Annotated in this window: 16 protein-coding genes; 11 read left to right on the top strand and 5 right to left on the bottom strand. The window is 43.8% G+C overall.

What is annotated here, in order from left to right:
• Positions 1-57 precede the first annotated feature (57 nt).
• Entirely contained in the window at positions 58-882 is an 825-nt protein-coding gene (locus J3492_RS03625) for a 3'-5' exonuclease (protein WP_207989981.1), read from the bottom strand.
• A 24-nt stretch (positions 883-906) separates the two neighbouring features.
• Positions 907-1,896: a cysteine synthase CysM gene (gene cysM, locus J3492_RS03620; RefSeq protein WP_424108378.1), complete on the bottom strand. Its 990-nt coding sequence runs from the start codon at positions 1,894-1,896 to the stop codon at positions 907-909.
• Between the two features lie 806 nt (positions 1,897-2,702).
• On the opposite strand from cysM, the gene J3492_RS03610 reads away from it, so the two are divergent.
• The 11 genes from J3492_RS03610 (at position 2,703) to tsf (ending at position 16,822) form a co-directional block, all read left to right on the top strand.
• Complete coding sequence (locus J3492_RS03610; RefSeq protein ID WP_243453079.1) at positions 2,703-6,182, top strand: ATP-binding protein; 3,480 nt, start codon at positions 2,703-2,705, stop codon at positions 6,180-6,182.
• A 215-nt stretch (positions 6,183-6,397) separates the two neighbouring features.
• Positions 6,398-7,210: a crotonase/enoyl-CoA hydratase family protein gene (locus J3492_RS03605; protein WP_207989979.1), complete on the top strand. Its 813-nt coding sequence runs from the start codon at positions 6,398-6,400 to the stop codon at positions 7,208-7,210.
• A gap of 219 nt (positions 7,211-7,429) precedes the next feature.
• Positions 7,430-8,689, top strand: a complete 1,260-nt coding sequence (locus J3492_RS03600) for a multidrug effflux MFS transporter (RefSeq protein WP_207989977.1) — start codon at positions 7,430-7,432, stop codon at positions 8,687-8,689.
• Positions 8,690-8,982: 293 nt separating this feature from the next.
• On the top strand, positions 8,983-9,864 hold the full coding sequence (locus J3492_RS03595) for a substrate-binding periplasmic protein (RefSeq protein ID WP_207989975.1): 882 nt from the start codon (positions 8,983-8,985) through the stop codon (positions 9,862-9,864).
• 230 nt (positions 9,865-10,094) lie between these two features.
• Positions 10,095-10,973: a substrate-binding periplasmic protein gene (locus J3492_RS03590; protein ID WP_207989973.1), complete on the top strand. Its 879-nt coding sequence runs from the start codon at positions 10,095-10,097 to the stop codon at positions 10,971-10,973.
• Positions 10,974-10,984: 11 nt separating this feature from the next.
• Positions 10,985-13,198 (top strand): ATP-binding protein, encoded by a 2,214-nt coding sequence (locus tag J3492_RS03585; RefSeq protein WP_207989971.1) that lies wholly within the window; start codon positions 10,985-10,987, stop codon positions 13,196-13,198.
• 15 nt (positions 13,199-13,213) lie between these two features.
• Positions 13,214-13,576 carry a response regulator gene (locus J3492_RS03580; protein WP_207989969.1) on the top strand — a complete coding sequence of 121 codons (363 nt, stop codon included), beginning with the start codon at positions 13,214-13,216 and terminating at the stop codon, positions 13,574-13,576.
• Between the two features lie 43 nt (positions 13,577-13,619).
• Complete coding sequence (locus tag J3492_RS03575; RefSeq protein WP_207989967.1) at positions 13,620-14,069, top strand: chemotaxis protein CheX; 450 nt, start codon at positions 13,620-13,622, stop codon at positions 14,067-14,069.
• Between the two features lie 54 nt (positions 14,070-14,123).
• Positions 14,124-14,573 (top strand): chemotaxis protein CheX, encoded by a 450-nt coding sequence (locus tag J3492_RS03570; protein ID WP_207989965.1) that lies wholly within the window; start codon positions 14,124-14,126, stop codon positions 14,571-14,573.
• A gap of 384 nt (positions 14,574-14,957) precedes the next feature.
• On the top strand, positions 14,958-15,746 hold the full coding sequence (rpsB, locus tag J3492_RS03565; RefSeq protein ID WP_207989963.1) for a 30S ribosomal protein S2: 789 nt from the start codon (positions 14,958-14,960) through the stop codon (positions 15,744-15,746).
• A 200-nt stretch (positions 15,747-15,946) separates the two neighbouring features.
• The gene (gene tsf, locus J3492_RS03560) at positions 15,947-16,822 is read left to right on the top strand and encodes a translation elongation factor Ts (protein WP_207989961.1); all 876 of its coding nucleotides are present in this window, start codon (positions 15,947-15,949) and stop codon (positions 16,820-16,822) included.
• Positions 16,823-17,169: 347 nt separating this feature from the next.
• On the opposite strand, the gene J3492_RS03555 is transcribed toward tsf, so the two are convergent.
• The 3 genes from J3492_RS03555 to J3492_RS03545 form a co-directional block, all read right to left on the bottom strand.
• The gene (locus J3492_RS03555) at positions 17,170-17,973 is read right to left on the bottom strand and encodes a lytic transglycosylase domain-containing protein (protein WP_207989959.1); all 804 of its coding nucleotides are present in this window, start codon (positions 17,971-17,973) and stop codon (positions 17,170-17,172) included.
• A 150-nt stretch (positions 17,974-18,123) separates the two neighbouring features.
• Positions 18,124-18,813, bottom strand: a complete 690-nt coding sequence (locus J3492_RS03550) for an LrgB family protein (protein WP_207989957.1) — start codon at positions 18,811-18,813, stop codon at positions 18,124-18,126.
• A 16-nt stretch (positions 18,814-18,829) separates the two neighbouring features.
• On the bottom strand, positions 18,830-19,270 hold the full coding sequence (locus tag J3492_RS03545; RefSeq protein ID WP_207989955.1) for a CidA/LrgA family protein: 441 nt from the start codon (positions 19,268-19,270) through the stop codon (positions 18,830-18,832).
• Between the last annotated feature and the right edge of the window lie 160 nt (positions 19,271-19,430).

The raw sequence follows: 19,430 nt of genomic DNA, 5'->3' as shown, positions 1-19,430 counted from the left end.
TAAATAATAAAAAACTACAGGGTAGAGTCAGAAACAATCGCTAACGACACGCCCAGTCTATGATTTGGGGGCGGAGGACCAGTCAGCGATAAACTCGTGATGACGTGGACTGCCATCCGCTTGGGTATACTGTGCCAAATAACTCAGGCTTTGCTGCTGCCAAGTGTCAAAACCTTGTGAGGATAGTTGACCAGTCAAACGCAGCCAGCGTAAGTAGATCAGCCAAGTATTCATGACATCAGATTCACAATATATCGATAACGTTTGCCAATCCTCTTGACTGACTAGGTCACCGACCATGCTGCCATCGACATCAGTCTTACCGGGCAGGCCATAGAGGCTGGCGACCACATCCATGGCTTCACGGCGACTGGCACCGTATTGGCTGAACCTGTCCATCAGGTCAAGATGGCGAGTGTGAAAGCGATTGACATAATTATCAAAACGCATGTTTTTGATGCGCTCGCCTTCTTCAAATAGCCATGGCGCTGCCAGATCATATTGCATGGCACGATAGATCAGCACTGGAATATCAAAGCCTGATCCGTTCCAGCTGATCAACTGCGGTAGTGTCTCAAGGTCGCTAAATGCCCGAAAAAACTTAGCAAGAATGTCTTGTTCGCTAAATTTATCTGCCGTTAGAGAAAACAAAGAAAGCTTACCATCTTTGACATACAAGGCTGAAATACAAACGATACGCTGCAAGGGCAGGCGCATAAAATCATGCCCCGCTTCTTGAGTGCGTATCGCTGTCAAGGCACTCAAGGCATCAGCATCACTGAGCTCAGACAGCTGTGGATAGATACGGCGAGCCGCATCCGTATCAGCAACGGTCTCGATATCAAAGACCAGTATCGGGTCGGATGGTAAGGCTTGTGACATAGGTAGACCTAATTAATTGTTAGCTTATTGTGCTGCGTTTTCTGTACCGTTATCAACATTGTCGTCATTAACATTATCGTCATTAACATTGTATAAACCAGTCGATAAATAACGATCCCCGCGGTCACAAACGATAAACGCGATGACGGCATCAGGATTGGTCTTGGCGACCTGCAATGCTGCCCATGCAGCAGCTCCTGAGGATACGCCAGCGAAGACACCTTCGGTCTTGGCCAGTTTGCGCATATAAACCTCTGCCATATACTGATCGATATCCATGACCTCATCGACCAAATCTGCATCATAAATACCAGGCATATAAGCGGCTGGCCAGCGTCGAATTCCTGCAATGGCAGCGTCTTCGTCAGGCTGTAGTCCGATGACCTTAATGTCTGGGTTTTGCTCCTTGAGGTAGCGAGAGACTCCTGTGATGGTGCCAGTCGTGCCCATTGAGCTGATAAAGTGAGTGATTTTACCCTCTGTTTGTGCCCACAGTTCAGGGCCCGTGGTAAGGTAGTGCGCTTGGCTGTTGTCAGGGTTGTTAAATTGATCCAGTACTACCCCTTTGCCATCTGCTTGCATCTGTAGCGCCATATCACGTGCCGCCTCCATGCCTTCATCGACCTCGATCAAGGTCGCACCGTAAGCGGTCATAGCATCCTTGCGCTCTTGGGTTGAGTTGGTTGGCATCAGCAGCGTCATCGGATAGCCACGCATCGCTGCGACCATTGCCAAAGCGATGCCAGTATTGCCACTGGTGGCTTCAATTAACATATCCCCTGGCTTGATGTCGCCACGCTGTTCTGCTTGATAAATCATATTAAAGGCGGGGCGATCTTTGACAGAGCCGGCAGGGTTGTTACCTTCAAGCTTGGCAAGTAACGTGGCACCATTAGTGATCTGCTCCTGCTCAGGCAGTCGTTGCAGTTTGACCAAGGGCGTCTGTCCGACGCAATCAGCAAGAGTGGTCACTTGAGAGATGAAGTTGGGGGTGGACGTGGCCATAGCGGACATAAGACATCCTTGTTATTTTGTTAAAGGTTATATTCTAATATTCGTGATTCAACGTTTTTAGCACAGACAGCATTCAATCAGCGGCTCATATTAATATGAATATCCTACAGACATAAAGTGCCAGCATGAATAAGCAAAACAGCGAGCCATAAATGTGGCTATTATATCATTTTGTCTTTAGCTGCGCTGATGACTTCAAACACTATAGTCAAGGAATTTTAAAATCGCTACAAGGCGACCGACCGCAGATAGTACACTAAGTACATCCAGGGCGAGTAACACCGTAGCGGTTTAAAAGTACTCCGACTATATTGGTAAATAGATACGCATCCAAAACAGGGGAGCGTTTAAGCTGTGAGGTTAAATCTTTGTTACTATATAGTCGATACTAGGGCATGTCCTCAATTCAATCAATCGTCATTTAAATGGGCTAAGAATGGCTAAATGTTGCCAAACAGCGGCAAATAGCGAGTTAATATCTCGAGATTATCAGCGCTATTTTTCTTGTTTGCCTGCCATTTATCTCATTTTTATCACCATTTTTAAAATGAGGACACGCCCTAAACAAAATGGATACGTTATTTGATAATGCGAAACGGGTATAAATTTTTCTAGCTTGCTGTGCCTACGCCGACAGAGGCTGCAGAACCAACATCAAAAAACTAAGCATCCCAGTTTCGCTGTATCTTTTTCATACTGGACTGACTATAGTCGCTATTGAATGATGGGTTGAGTCCTCGAATACTGTTAAAATACCTCATACAACAGGCCTTATGACGTCAACGTCAGCGGAGATGGAAACGAGCATGGCATACAAAAAACGCTTTGATACGAGTAGCGCCTACGGTCAGTTAGTCCTATTGGTGTTTTTACCGATTTGTATATTGGCAGTGGTTGGTGGGATTTTGGTGTTTTATGAAACCATGCGAGCCAGTGACTCAGAACAAGAGGCGCTAGCAGAGGCCGTGCTGATTCGTTATAAGCCAATGGTTATTGACTTAATTCCAACTTTGCTTGAACAACAGCAGCAAATATTACAAGAGCAGGAATCTGCCGCAGCAAAAATCACGGATGGATCTACCTCTGCCGACAACCGCCTAAAACAAGCCCAACTACCCGTGTCACAGGTGCATTCTGATCATTATGGTAAGCTAGGTGCTCAAAGCCTTGATGGCATCCTGCTGTCAGAAGACGTGCTGGGAGGGGTTACCATACCAGCACAGGCGGGTATGTCCATCACTGATAAACAGCTTGAAGACCCAAGCACTGTCGCCCAAGGCGCTATGGCAGCACTGGTGACGATCCGTGATAGATTGAGCCGTATGCACTCTGAACAGCATGTGCAGCGTATAGCGATTATCAATGAAAACAATCACGTACTTGCGACAGTAGGCTATGGTGTTGATGAAAGCTGGCCTCGTATTGACACCTCAAAAAACTTCTTATCCCAACAAGCCACGGCTATCGGGACCGCTTATGGCAGCTTGTTGGGCAACTTTGAAGGACAAAACCTGTGGTTGCTGATAGATATGGATAATGAGCCGCTTTATATTGCTCGTTATCGTATCGCTATGGCGCTGGCTATTACAGGTCTGTTTACGATATTGATACTGTTATTGAGCCTCAATATCTATGCCAAGCGCTGGATTGCGCCTATTTATGAGCTGCGTCTACAGCTACAGCGCACGCATGTCGATAATTTATACAAACCTATACCGGTAGAGTCTGACGGTGAGTTAAATTTATTGCAGCAAGATTTGGTAAAGACCTTACGCCGTTTGCATAGCAGCTTTCAAGACCTCAAGGACCATGCTGAGCAAACCGAAGATGACTTGCGTTTGGCGTTTGATGAGATGGAAATGCAAAATATATCTATCAGAAATGCACGTGATGCCGCCATCTCAACCAGCCAAGCCAAATCAGCATTTTTAGCCAATATCAGTCATGAACTGCGCACACCGCTCAATAGTATCGATGGTTTTATCAATTTGCTCGCTCGTCATGGTGAGCTCAACCCTGAGCAAGACTTGTATGTACATACGATTCGTAAATCGTCCGCTCATCTGTTGGCACTGGTCAACGACGTCTTAGATTTTTCTAAGATAGAAGCGGGCAAGCTGGTGCTTGATCGTCATGAGTTTGATCTTTATGACACCATTTATGATGTGGTAGATATGCTCTCGCCAGTCGCAGCAGAAAAAGGACTGCGGATGGCGGTGCTGTTTTATAATGATGTGCCGATGCGCATCAATGGAGATGCGCTGCGCCTCAAGCAAGTCCTCACCAATCTGGTCGGTAACGCCATCAAGTTCACTGATAGTGGTGATGTGGTCGTGAGAGTCAGCCTAGATGATCATCGTGACAACTATCTGATGATAAGCATTCAAGACAGCGGCAAAGGCATCTCGCTAGAAGATCAAAAGATGCTGTTTCAAAGCTTTAGCCAAGGCGATCCCTCGACGACACGCCAATATGGTGGTACGGGACTGGGACTTGTGATATCCAAACAACTCACAAAGTTGATGGGTGGAGAGATTGGATTTTATGACAATGCGCAAGAGAATATCGCCAATCAAGGCGCAACGTTTTGGTTCCGTATGCCCGCTCATGTCGATGTTTTAGAAGCAGCGACAGGACAAACCATAGCACTCCCCATGCTGGCCCCACTGGCAAGCGAGAGTGATGAGTTTAATGTCTTGGTTTGGATCAATCATGTCGCCTCAAGACAAGTGCTCAAAGCCAGTCTACAAAACCTGCCTATCAAGCTGACTCAAGCCAACTCACTACCAGGAGTGCTGGAATCGCTAAAAGAGTATGGCAACTACTGGGACTGGGTCATCGTCGATAATGATACCCAAGACGACATGATGGCGCTTCTCAAACAAATTAGGCTGCATTATCAAGGTAAACTTGCGGTCTTTGGTTATCAAGTGGCTGCAGATCAGGCGTTACTAAACCGTTATCAAGCCAATATATTGTATGAGCCTTTAGACAAGCGCCAGCTATATACCATGCTTGATACTCAAAAGGAGAGTGAGCCTGAAAAAGTACAAACACTGCGCTGGCAAGGTATCACAGTCTTGGCTGTAGATGATCACTTACCAAACCTACTGGTGCTCGATGCGCTGCTTAGTGAGCTAGGCATTCAGGTGATTACAGCAAGTAGTGGCTTTGAGGCGATTGAGCTGATGAGTAAACAGCAGGCCAAACATATAAAAGACACAACATCAGCACCAAAGAGCCTGACCACTAAAGCTCAGAGCTCAAAAGCACAGGACTATGACAGTATTGATTTAATCTTTATGGATATTCAGATGCCACGTATGTCAGGTCGCGAAGCTGCTCAGCAGATTCGTAATATCGAAGTGGCTGACCATCATATTCCTATTATTGCCCTGACTGCGCATGGGTTGTCTGATGAGCGTGACAAATTGCTCGCAAGCGGTATTGATGATTATGTCGGTAAGCCAATCAGTCAGCCGCAGTTATTACAAGTACTCCAAAAGTGGCTCGGACGAAAATCCACCTCACAAAGCTCAGCCACAGATGCAGACAATTATATGAGTGCTGAGACAGAGCCGTCTGCTGCTAAAGAGAATCATGCGCAAAATAGCACCCCTGTCACTATGTCAGCTGAAAAAAGAATCTCCCGACCCTTATCATTAAAGAAAATCCGTGACGACTATCTGAGGGACAGCCAACCTCGTGATGACCACCTGCGAGAGCCACAGCGTGAAACCCAACCACGCTATCAAAATCTGCCGTATCAAAAATTACAGGCGCAAAGTCAGCTGATAGACTCTGATGTCAAACAAGAATCCAGCGTATTAGCGCCGCAGTCAAAAGACAACCAATGGAAGCGCAGTGGCATTGAGGAGCTTGCAATACTAGACTGGCATGATGCGCTGACTCGTTCTGCCAACAAGCCAGATCTGGCTGCCAAGCTTATAACCATGATGATAGATACTATCGCTGATGAAAAAGAAGCATTGGGACAGGCATGGCAAGCCCGTGATCGTAATATGCTGGCACAGATTGCGCACCGCATATTGGGTGCCAGTCGTTATACCGGTGTGCCACAAATCCGCCAAGCCAGCCAAGACTTAGAGGATAAGTGCTTATTAAATGTACAGCATACGACACCGGCACAGTTTGCAATGCTAAAACCTTATTATGAAACTTTGATACTGGCATTGAACAATCTACAAACATTGGACTTGTCTCCTTATCCGCAGTTGACCTACCACCGTTTAAGCGAAAACGACATGACTTGGAAAATGATTTAAACACCATGCCGTGATTATAATGTGTGTTGTCACCTTAAAAATTAACGGCTCACTCAATCAAACGACCATCATACTCAGAGCCTTGCATTGCAAATCAATGATATCGCTACAGTCAGTTTTTGATACGGTATGGGTGATATAAGACTGCTAAGATTAAAGTTGTATTGTCATTATGACGGTTACTTTATCTTCTTTGTTTACCATTAAGGATTATTATGCACCCTCTTGCTGCTTATGAATATGAGACCTTACAAATCAGTGTTACCCATCAAATTGCCACCGTCACAATCAATCGACCAGCGAAAAAAAACGCCATGAGTTTTAAGGTGGTCGATGAATTGATTGCCGCCGCAGAACGTATCAGCAAAGATAAAGCATTACGAGCTATCATTCTCAATGGTGCAGAAGGAACATTTTGTGCAGGCATAGATTTGGGGGATTTAAACCATCCCAAAAACCAAGCGTTTGCATTTTGGGAGTTGGTAAAGCCAGGGCAGAGCTTATATCAGCGGGTCTGTCTGGTTTGGCGTGAGGTGCCAGTGCCGGTCATTGCGGTATTAGAAGGCCATTGCATCGGTGCAGGGCTACAACTGGCGCTGGCGTGCGATGTGCGTATTAGCCATCCTGACTGTAAGCTGTCTATTATGGAAGCCAAATGGGGTTTGGTGCCTGATATGGGCTTGACACAGTCAGGGTTTGGCGTGGTGCGAGAGGACGTCCTAAAAGAGCTGGCAATGAGTGCACGCATCGTCGAAGCAGTAGAAGGCAAAGAGCTAGGCTTGGTCAGTCATTGTAGTGAGACACCGCTGCAAGCTGCACAGACACTGGCAGATGAGTTTGCTCAGCGCTCTCCTGATGCAGTGCTGGCCAGTAAACGGGTAATCAATGCCATGCATCAGCAGTCTGCCATGACTTTGTATAAAGAAAAAATGTGGCAACTCAAAATGATGCTAGGACGTAACCGTAAATTTGCGGTAAAAAAAGCCAAAGACGCCAGTGTTGAGTTTGCCAAGCGTCAATTTGGCTAGGCCTTGTAGTCAAAACGGACAGAGCCAGTAGACTTTTTATGATTTAGGTTTGTTCTATTAGGGTTAAGTGAGTATTGAAATGCGAGCAGACAGTACGATATAACACGGTCTGCTTGCATAATTGTGTGCAAATACTGCACTATTGAAGGTAGTATCTCAATATGTGCTCATGTAATGCTTAAAACCCATCCCCTTTATATCAATAAAATGGTCTGAAATATGTCTGCCCCTAACTCTTCTTTGCCTAATAAACCTATTGCTTCTGAACGAGTGCGCTCAGCGGATTTGCCTGTGGCATGGATTATGATGCTAGGACTTATTGTGGCAATAGGGCCGCTGTCTATTGATATGTATCTGCCAGCACTACCTGAGATGGCAGAAGATTTTGGTGTATCAACGGCGTTTATGGCCAACTCTGTCCCTGCGTACTTTGTCGGTTTGGTATTTGGGCAGCTGTTCTATGGTCCGTTTAGTGATCGTGTCGGACGGGTCAAGCCTTTATATATAGGTATGACGTTATACGTGATTGCTTCAATCGTTTGTGCGACAACCAGTAACGAGTATGTGCTGTTTGTCGGGCGAACATTTCAGGCGCTTGGCGCCTGTGTTGGCGCAGTGGTGACCCGTGCTGCTATTCGAGACCGGCTTACTGCGAAGCAAACTGCCAAAGCATTCTCTATTATGATTTTAGTGATGGGACTGGCACCAATATTGGCCCCATCGCTTGGTGCGTTGTTTTTGCGGTTTTTTGATTGGCATTCTATTTTTTGGTTCTTGACTGCCTTTGGGGTTCTCAACCTACTATTGACCAAGTTTTTCTTCTTTGAAACACTTACCGAAGAAAACCGTAATGCACGTCCTGCTAGAGAAGTGTTGAGCCAGTATTGGGATTTGTTAAAAGACCCACGCTTTAATTATCCGGCGATTGGTGGTGGCCTGCTGATGGGCGCGATGTTCGTTTATATCAGCTCGGCCTCTGAGTTGATTATGGATACTTATGGCGTTTCAGCAACTCACTTTGGATGGCTGTTTGGTATGAATGCCGCAGGGTTCGTTGGATTGACTCAGCTCAATCAGTGGCTGACCAACCGTTTTCGGATTTTGAGCATCTTACGCTTTGGGGCGATGATGCAGGTCATATCTGCAGGTACTTTGTTTTTTGTCGGTATGTTTTTGGGCACGGATGCTTGGTTGCCTTTAGTACTCAGTTGCATATTCTTTTGCATTGCAGGTTTGGGACTGACGCAGCCAAACGCTTCCGCCATCGCACTGGCGTTTCAAAAGCAGCGTGCTGGGATGGCTAGCGCACTGCAAGGCTCACTGATGTTTTCGGTAGGGATATTTGGTGGCTTATTATTAAACCTGTTTCCCGTCAATCCTGTGTTCAAAATCGGTATCGCCATGTTTGCCTTGATGAGCCTTGGCGCTTATTTAATTTGGCAAATAGATCGTAATCTCAACCTTGATGAGGTGGGATAACTGACCAAAAAGGTCAAATCCTCTTATATACTGGTTTAGCTAAAAGGGCACTCACTACGTACTGAACGTTGTGAGTGCTTTTTTTGTGCAATTATTACGCCTTATAAGAGGTAATTATGACAGTTTATCCAAAACTGGTATGCATATTGCAGTATATTTTACAGATTGATGCTGTTGTCTGTCGTTCATTGGTAGAACGGCTCATTAATCTGAATTTAGCTTATAAATGGAATCAAGCTACCCTTTATATTCAAAAATAAGAATATTAGGCTTTTAAATTTCAAGGATGGATTATGAAACAGTTATTTCGAGTGCTGCCCATTGTATTAAGTGTTGGTTTATTTGGCTGTGGCAACAATGCTAACACTACCGCTACAACAGAGAGTGCCACGCCAGCAGTCCCTGAGACCAAAGAAGAATTTGTTAGCAATCTACCCGATGATGCGCCAATAGTAAAGGTTGCATCTGATACTGACTTTGCACCCTATGACTTCAAAGATGAGTACGGTAATGTCACCGGTTTTGACATAGAGCTGATGCGTCATATTGGTGAAGATCAAGGCTTTAAAGTGGTTAACTATAGTGATCGCTGGGAGGAGGTATTCGTCAATCTAGATAATAAAACCCGCGATATGATAGCAGCGGCAGTGCCTTACAATCCTGAGCGTGATAGAAAGTATCTCCTTTCAGACCCTTATGCGCCTCTACCTTCCACAATTTTATATCTTGATAAATCAAAAAACATCACTTCACTAGATGACTTGAGTGACCTAAAAATTGGTGTGCTCGATGAGACAGTGCAGTATGACTATTTTAGAAGTGATGAGGTTAGCGTTAAATCAGTAGAGCCTTATATCACTATTTTTGCTGCTATACAAGCTATGGCGCAAGGAGAGGTTGATGCAGTGGCAGAGGATGCAGGTGCACTACGATACATGATGAGAGACTTCTCAGAGCTTGAGCCACAGTATTTTGATTATGAAGACATCCACGCAGATAGTGCCTATAAAGTGTTGGTAGTTGATAAAGATCAGCCAGAGTTATTAGACAAGATCAATGCAGGACTAAAGAACCTGAAAGAAGATGGCACGTATGCTGAGCTGACTACCAAATGGTTTGGTGAAGATTTAACCCAAGCCGTCCTAAAACAGACAAAACCACAAGCATCGTCTTAGAGCTAATTATGACTGAGCAGTAAATCATTCAATTATTTACTGCAAAAGTGTTTAGAAAGCTATGTTTTAACTGCTTTTTTTGGCCATGGAAAATAAGGCTAAATGAATGAAGTAGAAGGACTTGAAATATTTCTAGTTAGCAATAAAATGTAACTTTAGGTATATTTATATATCTAAAGTTACATTTCAGTAATTAAAATTCTCTAGTTCTTAAATATCAAGGATAGATCATGAAACAGTTATATCAGGCATTACCCATTGTACTTACTATAGGTCTGTTTGGATGTAGTAACTCAACCACTCAAGAGAACACCAGTAAAACAACCGCTCCTCCTGCCACAGAAAATGAAGATACTTTTGTTAGCGAATTGCCAGATTCAGCACCGATCGTAAAGGTTGCTACTACTGGCACTATGCCGCCGTTTTCGTTTCAAGATGACTATGGAAATATGCAAGGTATAGATATTGATTCAATACGAGCTATTGGCGAAGAACAAGGGTTTAAAGTCGAGTTTTATAAAGAAACCTGGCAGAACATGTTTGACACTGTAGAGTCAGGAGGTAGGGATCTTGCTATTTCAGGTATTTCATATAAAGACGATCGTAATACTCGTTACGGTTTATCTCAGCCATATTTTTTCAACCCATCTGCAATGATGTATGCAGAAGGTAAGCTTAATGCTAAAAGTTTAAAAGATTTGAAGAATTCAAAAATTGGCGCCATGGAAGCGGCTAAGCCTGTTGATCAGTTAAATGAGTTAGGTGGGTATGAAGATAACTTAACTACTAATACGACTGCATACTTGCTGTATGAGGACTTAGTTCAAGACAGAGTCGATGTAATTCTTCATGATATGCCTATCCTGCAGTATACGGCTAAAAACTATCCTGAATATAAGGTGACTATTGTTCCTTATGAAGGGGAAGACAATCCATCTGCGCAACAAGTTATTCTAATGGCAAAAGAAAACAATCAACTGATTGATACCGTTAATGAAGGAATTGAAAAGTTAAAAGCCAAGGGTACTTTTAAGGAGATTGAAGAGAAGTGGTTGGGCACTACAGAGCCATCCACTGACAGTGAGTCTACTTCCAATCAAGCGAGCTAAGGATTTCTGAAATGGCAACTACAAATAATATCGATAATAAACGCTATCAAGGCCTGATCATTTCAATTGCGCTGTTTCTATCATTGATCGGTGCTCTATTGGCTTTTACTTTTTACACTTCAAGTTTACTAGAAAGAAACACGGCTCTTATTGATCAAACCAACCAAGTCGCTAATAGTGCTCAGGCAGTAATTAAGGACTTGTTTGACTTAGAGAGTAGTTACGGTGAGGATATTAGCTCTCCTCATATTCAAAGAGTCCTGACCCGTCTAGAAGAAAATACAGCATTAATTACCAACTCTCTTTCTGCAATCGAGCAGGGTGGGGTTATTACAGACAATTTAGGTAACCGTTACCAACTCCCTAATATCAGTAATGACGCACGTTTAGATGTTGCTGAAGCCAAGGAGCAATGGAACGTTTTAGAGCCGAAGATTCAAACATATCTCAAAGATGCCAACAATATTATGGTTTCTTCTGCAGATGAGCTGGCTCAAGCAGTTGACCAAGCAAAAACATCTAGTTTATTTATTAACGAATCGTTAGATAAACTGACCAGAGACGTTTTTAGTAATGCAGAACGTCAAGCAACGACCATTCGTTTGATTCAGGTTCTTGGTGTCGCTGCGATTTTTGCCTACTTCTTGATCTTCGTATTCTTCTTTGTCCGCCGGTTACGTGAGACAGATGCCGAAGCACTCGCAGCCCGCCGTGAGACTCAAGAGATTATGCAAACGGTGAATACAGGTCTGTTCTTGCTTGATAAAGACTTAAAAATTGGCCAACAGCACTCTCGTGCACTCAATAAGATTGTGGGAGAAGAAAATCTTGCAGGAGAGAACTTTACCAATGTACTGCGTGGTCGTATCTCTGATAAAGATCTCAATACCACCAAGCAGTTTATCGAGCAGCTTTATAACCCACGTGTAAAAGAAAAGCTCGTTGACTCTCTCAACCCATTGACCAAAGTATTGTTGCACAACACCTCAGGCACAGGATCGGACAGTCGCTTCTTGGATTTTAAGTTCTCACGAGTATATGAAGATAAGGACATCGCGCGAATTTTGGTCAACGTCAATGACGTCTCAGATGCGGTCTATTTAGAGCAGCGTTTAGAAAAAGAACGCTCACAAAACGACATGCAGATTGAGATGCTCACCACTATTTTGAATGTTAAACCAAAAGTAATTCATGAGTTTATTAGTAACACCAAAGCTCATATCGAAAAAATGAATAATATTCTAAAAAATCCAGGCAGTTCACAGTATGAGCTTGAAGCGAAACTAAAAGCGATTTATCGAGATATGCATAGCTTAAAAGGCGATGCTTCTGCGCTAAAACTGCATAGCTTTACCAAAATCGCCTCTGATGCTGAAGACAAGCTGAGTGCACTGCAAAACCAAGGCGCACTATCGGGTAATGACTTCTTGCAGTTGGCAGTGCATTTGGATGACTTACTCAGTCTGTCTAACACCATTGAGATGCTGGGTGAGCGCATCAATCAGACGTCTGCAGCCAGTACCAAAGCTGCGCACACCACACCAACTGCTACTGCAGCGGGAGTGAGAGCAGCAGGCGCTATAGACAGTACCCCACAAGCCAATAGCCAAGTAATAGGTAGCTTAGACTTTGATGAGGGAGAAGACATTGATTTAGATGATGAGTCGGACAGTCATCTGTTGGCCTACTACCAAGACTTTGCTCAAGACATTGCGTCCCGACAAGGTAAAGAAGTACAGCTAAATAGTGCGACCTTAGAGCAAGTTCAGATACCAGAGCGACTTAAAAAAACAGTGAAAGAGATCAGTATTCAGTTGGTACGTAATGCTATCGTTCATGGCATTGAGCCCCCTACAGATCGTCGTTCAGCTGGTAAACCGAGTACTGGTAATATCAGCCTGGAGATGCAAAGCGTTGGTCAAGACTTTATCGTCAGCCTACAAGATGATGGTCAAGGGATTGATTATGACAGTATTCGCCAAAAGCTAGTGGAATTGGGGCGCTTTAGTCTCGAAGAAGCCGAACAGTTGGATCGTAACCAGTTATTAAAACAGCTGTTTTCTTCTGGGTTTTCTACCAAAGATGAAGCCGATGAAGATGGGGGCCGTGGTGTTGGCTTAGATATTATCAAAACTCAAGTAAAAGAATCTAACGGCAAGCTCAATGTAAATAGCGAGCTTGGTGAGATGACACGTTTTGTCATCACATTACCTAAAGCATCATAAGGACTGAAGTGAGCCATGTATAAATTAATGATCGTTGATGATTCAAACATCATTCGAAACCGAATTCAACGCGCTTATGATTCAGGGCAGTTTATGTTGGTTGCTACGGCAACCAATGGCGCTCAAGCGCTAGAGAAGTTCAATGTCCATCGTCCTGACGTGATTACCATGGATTTGACCATGCCACAGATGGATGGGCTTGAATGTATCGAAAAAATTGTTGCTACTGACCCTGACGTACGCATTTTGGTGGTATCAGCATTGTCCGATAAGTCTACAGGCATCGAAGCACTGTCACTGGGTGCCAGTGGGTTTTTGTGTAAGCCCTTTTCTGAAGAAGAGTTGATTGAGTCCTTGTATGAGTTAGTACAAGACTGAAACCCTTCAACGCCCTAAGTAGACCACCATTGAAGACAATATTATGAAAGAACAAAAGTTACAAATTTTTTTGAATATTATCAGTAATTACTTTAATCAGTTTGGTAGAGAAGCGCTTGTCGCTGATACCCCGTATTTGCTAGAAAACAAACAGCCTAAAGTCCATGATTATACGGGTGTGATTGGTATATCAGGGGTGCAAAAAGGGGTGGTTTATTTTTCAGCGACACGTGGTTTACTCTCTTCTATATTGGATAGTGTGGGCGAGACCGATGACAGTGAAGAGATGTATGTTGATCTCGCCGGCGAAGTTGCCAATACCATCGCTGGTAATGCTCGTACTGAGTTCGGTGCAGAGTTTCATATATCGGTACCGTTTATGTTTAAGGGTTCACCGCAAGGGGTGGTACTACCAAGTGATGAGCGTTCTTTTATAATACCTATCACATGGTTGTCACAAGCTGGTGAAATTGTTGTTTGTTTGCAGGACTAAACCATCAGCCAGTAGGTATATAAAAAGTGTCATGAATATGGATGTTAATATATTATGGTTAAAGTAGAGAAGTTAGGGGTGTTTTTAAGCTCAATCAATGCTTTTTTTACACAGATTGATAGTGCAGAAGTGACGCTTGATACCCCTTATTTACATGACAACAAAAGCGCAGTTGGTTATGACTATAGCGGTATCATCAAGATATCAGGTCCTCTAAAGGGCTGTGTCTATGTCAGTGCGCCTACAGTTATGTTGCGCGAAATTATTAAAGTTATGGGTGAGCCTGATCTGTCCATCTCGATGATGAAAGATTTGTTGGGTGAGATGGCCAACACCATCTCGGGTAACGCTCGTACTGAGTTTGGTCCTGAATTTATTATCTCTACTCCGCAGATCACTGAAGGGGTACCCAGTGTGTCTTATTTGCCCAAAGAGCGTCACAGTTATATCACACCATTTGTATGGCGTGGCTATGAAGCAGTGATTGGCATCTGCATTGCATAGATGATAAAAACGATTGTTCATAACTAAACTATAAACGGCGTGTCAACGTCGTTTTTTTATGCCTAAAATTTTAAACATTTGCTGGATATGGTTTGTTTAAACAACCATTAATAATGTTGGAGCTTAGAATTTAATTTATGCTATAATACAGCGCAGCTATTTTTATAATTTGATTTCAATAATTAAGTTTCAATGATAGTTCAATTTCTTTAACCAACCAATGACACACACATCACGGCAAAAAACTGCTGGGTGTTTGGCGACTTGATTAATTTGCAATTGACAGTATGGCAGCAATAGGCTGGTACCGTTAGCAGATGCGTGTCGCTAAATAGGCCGTTTTTGTGATGTGGAGGCATAACCCAATCAATAGGATATTTAATCATGGCTAATTCAAATCCAACCAAGATGGAAATGCGCGACTTACTACAAGCGGGCGCCCACTTCGGTCACCAAACACGTTTTTGGAACCCAAAAATGGGTCCATATATCTTTGGTGCACGTAACAAAATTCATATCATCAACCTAGAGCACACGGTTAAAGCATTTAACGAAGCATTGACTTACGTAAACGGCTTGGCCGCTAAGAAAAACAAAGTACTTTTTGTTGGTACTAAGCGTGCTGCTAGCGGTGTGATCCGTGAGCAAGCGCAGCGTGCTGGCATGCCATATGTCGACCATCGCTGGTTAGGTGGTATGTTGACTAACTGGAAAACACTACGCCAGTCAATCAGCCGTTTAAAAGAGCTAGAAAAGCAGAGTGAAGACGGTACTTTTGCTAAGCTGACTAAGCGTGAAGCGCTAGAGCGTACTCGTGATATGGAAAAACTTGAGCGTTCACTTGGCGGTATTAAAGACATGGGCGGCCTACCTGACGCCATCTTTGTGGTAGACGTTGATCATGAAGCGATTGCGATCAAAGAAGCCAAAAACCTAGGTATTCCAGTAATCGGTATCGTAGATACCAACTCAAGCCCAGACAATGTTGATTACATCATTCCTGCAAACGATGATGCTATTCGTGCGGTTACCTTATATGTCACCGCTATGGCTGACGCTATTATTGCTGGTAAAGAGTACGCACAAACTCAAGCTGGTGGCAAAGCTGAACAAGAAGCGCCTGCTGAGCAAGAAGCGCCAGCAGCAACTACAGAAGAAGCCCCTGCTGAGTAAGATGATTAACGCTTATGGATGACTTGATATATTGCCTATCAGTGTCCATATAGTGTCATAACAGTAGATAGACATATAGCAGGCATGATGCAGTTTTACTCGTCATGCCTTGTTGCATTAATAAAATTGCTTTATTAATAACCTTGTTATGAATTTGCTTGTTAAGCACCCCCATACACTACAATATTGAGGTAACTCACATGGCACAGATTTCAGCCAAAATGGTAAAAGAATTGCGCGACCGTACTGGTCTTGGCATGATGGAATGTAAAAAAGCACTAGAAGAAGCAAATGGTGACGTCGAAGTTGCCATCGATAACCTGCGTAAATCTGGTCAAGCAAAAGCAGCCAAAAAAGCAGGCAACATCGCTGCTGACGGTGCTATCATCATCGCTCATGGCGACAACAAAGCTTTCTTGCTAGAAGTAAACTGCCAAACTGACTTCGTCGCTAAAGATGACAACTTCACTGCATTTGCAGAAAAAGTCGCAGATATCGCACTACAAAACAACACCACTGACGTTGCCGCTATCGCTGAACTGCCTTATGGTGATGGTCAAACAGTTGAAGAAGCCCGTGTGTCTTTGGTACAAAAAATCGGTGAAAACATTCAGATTCGCCGTGTAGAAACTATCGAAGGCGACAACCTAGCATCGTACCGTCACGGTCTGCGTATCGGTGTGGTCGTTTCTTATGAAGGCGGCACTGAAGAGACAGGCAAGAGCCTTGCTATGCATATCGCTGCGTTCAACCCTGTCGCTGTTGATGACGAAAGTGTCGATGCTGACGTATTGGCTCGCGAAAAAGAGATCATCGAAGCCAAAGCCAAAGAGTCTGGCAAGCCTGATAACATCGTAGAAAAAATGATTGAAGGTGGCCTACGTAAGTACCTAGACGAAGTAACCTTACTACGTCAGCCATATGTTATGGACAACGACAAAAAAGTTGGTGATGTCCTAAAAGCTGAAGGCGTTAAAGTACTTGGCTTTAAACGTCTAGAAGTTGGCGAAGGTATCGAGAAGAAGCAAGAAGACTTTGCTGCTGAAGTTGCTGCTGCTCAGGCTGCTAGCCAATAAGCTATACTAAACCTTTGCCACAGCTGGGGATGTTGAAGGCTTCTTTATCCTCAGCTTGGCTGTATTAGGCTTATATTTATCAGGCTGATACAGCTGCTAAACATAAAAAATCCCGTTATTTATATAACGGGATTTTTTATGCGTCATGCTTTTATCTGTAACACTAGGGCTTGTCCTCATTTTAAAAATGGAGATAAAAATGAGATAAATTGCCGTCAAACAAGGAAAATAGCGCAGATAATATCGGGATATTACCTAGCTATTTAACGATGTTTGGCAAGATTTAGCCATTTTTAGCCCATTTAGGTATCCTTCGATTGAATTGAGGACATGCCCTAGCACTGATATTAGCGTAATGCAGCATAGGCTGAGTTGGCGTAGCTGGCACCAGCGCTATTGTTGCTGGTCGCATAACTCACCGTCTGTATACCGCTATTACTGCCAGTTGTGACATTGCTGGCGTTCATCGTCACATCAGACAAGCCTGCATCGTTTTTATACAAGGTATGATACCGGCTCATGACCCTCTTGACATAGTTCCGAGTTTCTTTAAACGGTGGAATGCCACCATATTTGTCCACATTGCCTTCACCCGCATTATAACCAGCGATAGCGTGTTCGACATTATTATTAAAGCGGCGCATCAGCCAAGCGATATATTTAGCAGAGCCTTCGATATTGTCAGCAGGGCTCCAAGGATTACTGACTTTGAAACGGCGAGCAGTGGCGGGCATCAGCTGCATTAAACCTTGAGCGCCTACAGGGGAGCGGGCATTTGGGTTAAAGGCAGATTCAGTATGCATCATGGCTTTCATCAAGGCGGGATCAACGCCATGACGCGCCGCAGAAGCACGAATGTAGCTGTCATAAGCATCACGATTGCCACTATTGCTGGCTGTGCTGCTGCCATAACTGCTATTGCTACCGTCGTACATTTTTGAATCTTTGTAATAAGTGACTTTCACCTTTTTGGTAAATTTATCAAAGTTACCGCTTGGACTGACGTTGGTCAGCAAGACTTGTCCAGCATTATCTTTATAGATATACATATTGCCAGCTTGTGCTGTCATGGCTAGAGTAGAGAATGCTGCGATAGCGGTCCATAATATAGGAGATAGAGAGCGATTGATGAAAGTAGATGTATTTATCATAAAAGAATCACTTTTTATCGAATATTAGCAAAATGAGGATTAACAAAACCTACTTGCAAAAGATACAAAAAATAATATCTGTTTACTATAGCATACAATTATTTTTATACCTATCTACTTGATTAAAAAGGCATAACAGTCGATATGTCTTTATATTCCTACAGCGCTGATAAAAACAGGCACCCATACTGCAGTGACCAAACCGTTTACAGCCAGACCAAAAGCTGCATAACGCCCCGCAGTTTGGCTAATCTGCCAAGCTTCAACAGTACCAAAAGCATGTGCAGCCAGCCCAAGCGCCAAACCTTTAGCACGATCGTCATCGATACCACGAAATAAAGAACGTGCTACTGCACCACCGATGAGCCCTGAGATAATGATGATGAGATTGGCCATTGCTAAGGGCGCTTGAATCAAATCTGCCACACTCAAGCCAATAGGGGTGGTGACTGAACGAGTTGCAAAAGCCAACAAGGTGTCGTGGCTTAATGAAAACAGATAAGCCAATGACATTGGTAACAGCGCTCCGACCGCACTAGCAATGACCACAATTAGGGTGAGTTTTTTGACGGGAAGGCCTTTAAAATTCATCGCTGCCAAAGGCACAGCCAGTAATACGGTCACATAACCAAGCAGATGATCAAATACGGGCTTGGCGACACTATAATAGTGGTCGTAATCCCATTGTAAAATAAACAAAAACAACAGCACTAAGACCAAAGCGGTAATGACCATAGGTAGCCATGACAGCTTTCGTGCCAATACACGTGCGATCACGTGAGCTGCCAGAGTGAGCACTATCGCTGCTAGCGTCGCTACAAATACACTATCAAAAGTCATAATCTCTCTTTACAGCTTAAAGCTGATCGGGATGTTTGGTGGTGGTATCGCTGCCGATATCAGCATCAGTATCGTGATTTAGCCAGCGGTTGGCAAGGATAGCAAGTCCCCAGAGTGGTATGAGGGTACTGATAAGCATGGTCGCCATCACACCCCATAGCTCATCACCGAGATTAAAGAGTAGTATGCCTGCACCAGCCGAGACTGGCAAAAAGGCAAAGCCACTATCGACCAGTAAGGTATTACTGGACTGAGTCAGCCAATTTGGAATGCCTTTGATCAGTCGCCAGGCAATCAGAATGAAGAACATAGCTAATAAGCCAACGATATTGGCCGCTTTTTCGATACCGGCCCACTGACAGATCACGACCGCTGCCTCACGAACGATGATGACCAGCGCTAAGGTCAAGACTAATCCTAACCATGGAGATATACCGGAGGAGGGAGTAGGCTGCATAAGTCATTCTGCCCAAGTCAGAGTTAGATAAGGCGATTATATAGAGAGTGTGACAACTAATAAAGCCTATAAAATAACTGGGCTGATTTTGAAAGGTGGTCGTGCGCAGTAGAAGTACAAAAGATTGCTAGAACGCATTAGGTTGGATAAAAAACGGGCG

The sequence above is a fragment of the Psychrobacter coccoides genome, from assembly GCF_017498085.1.
Lineage (GTDB): Bacteria > Pseudomonadota > Gammaproteobacteria > Pseudomonadales > Moraxellaceae > Psychrobacter > Psychrobacter coccoides.
The sequence above is the reverse complement of the archived record's forward strand: the minus strand, read 5'-3'. Positions and strand labels throughout refer to the sequence as shown.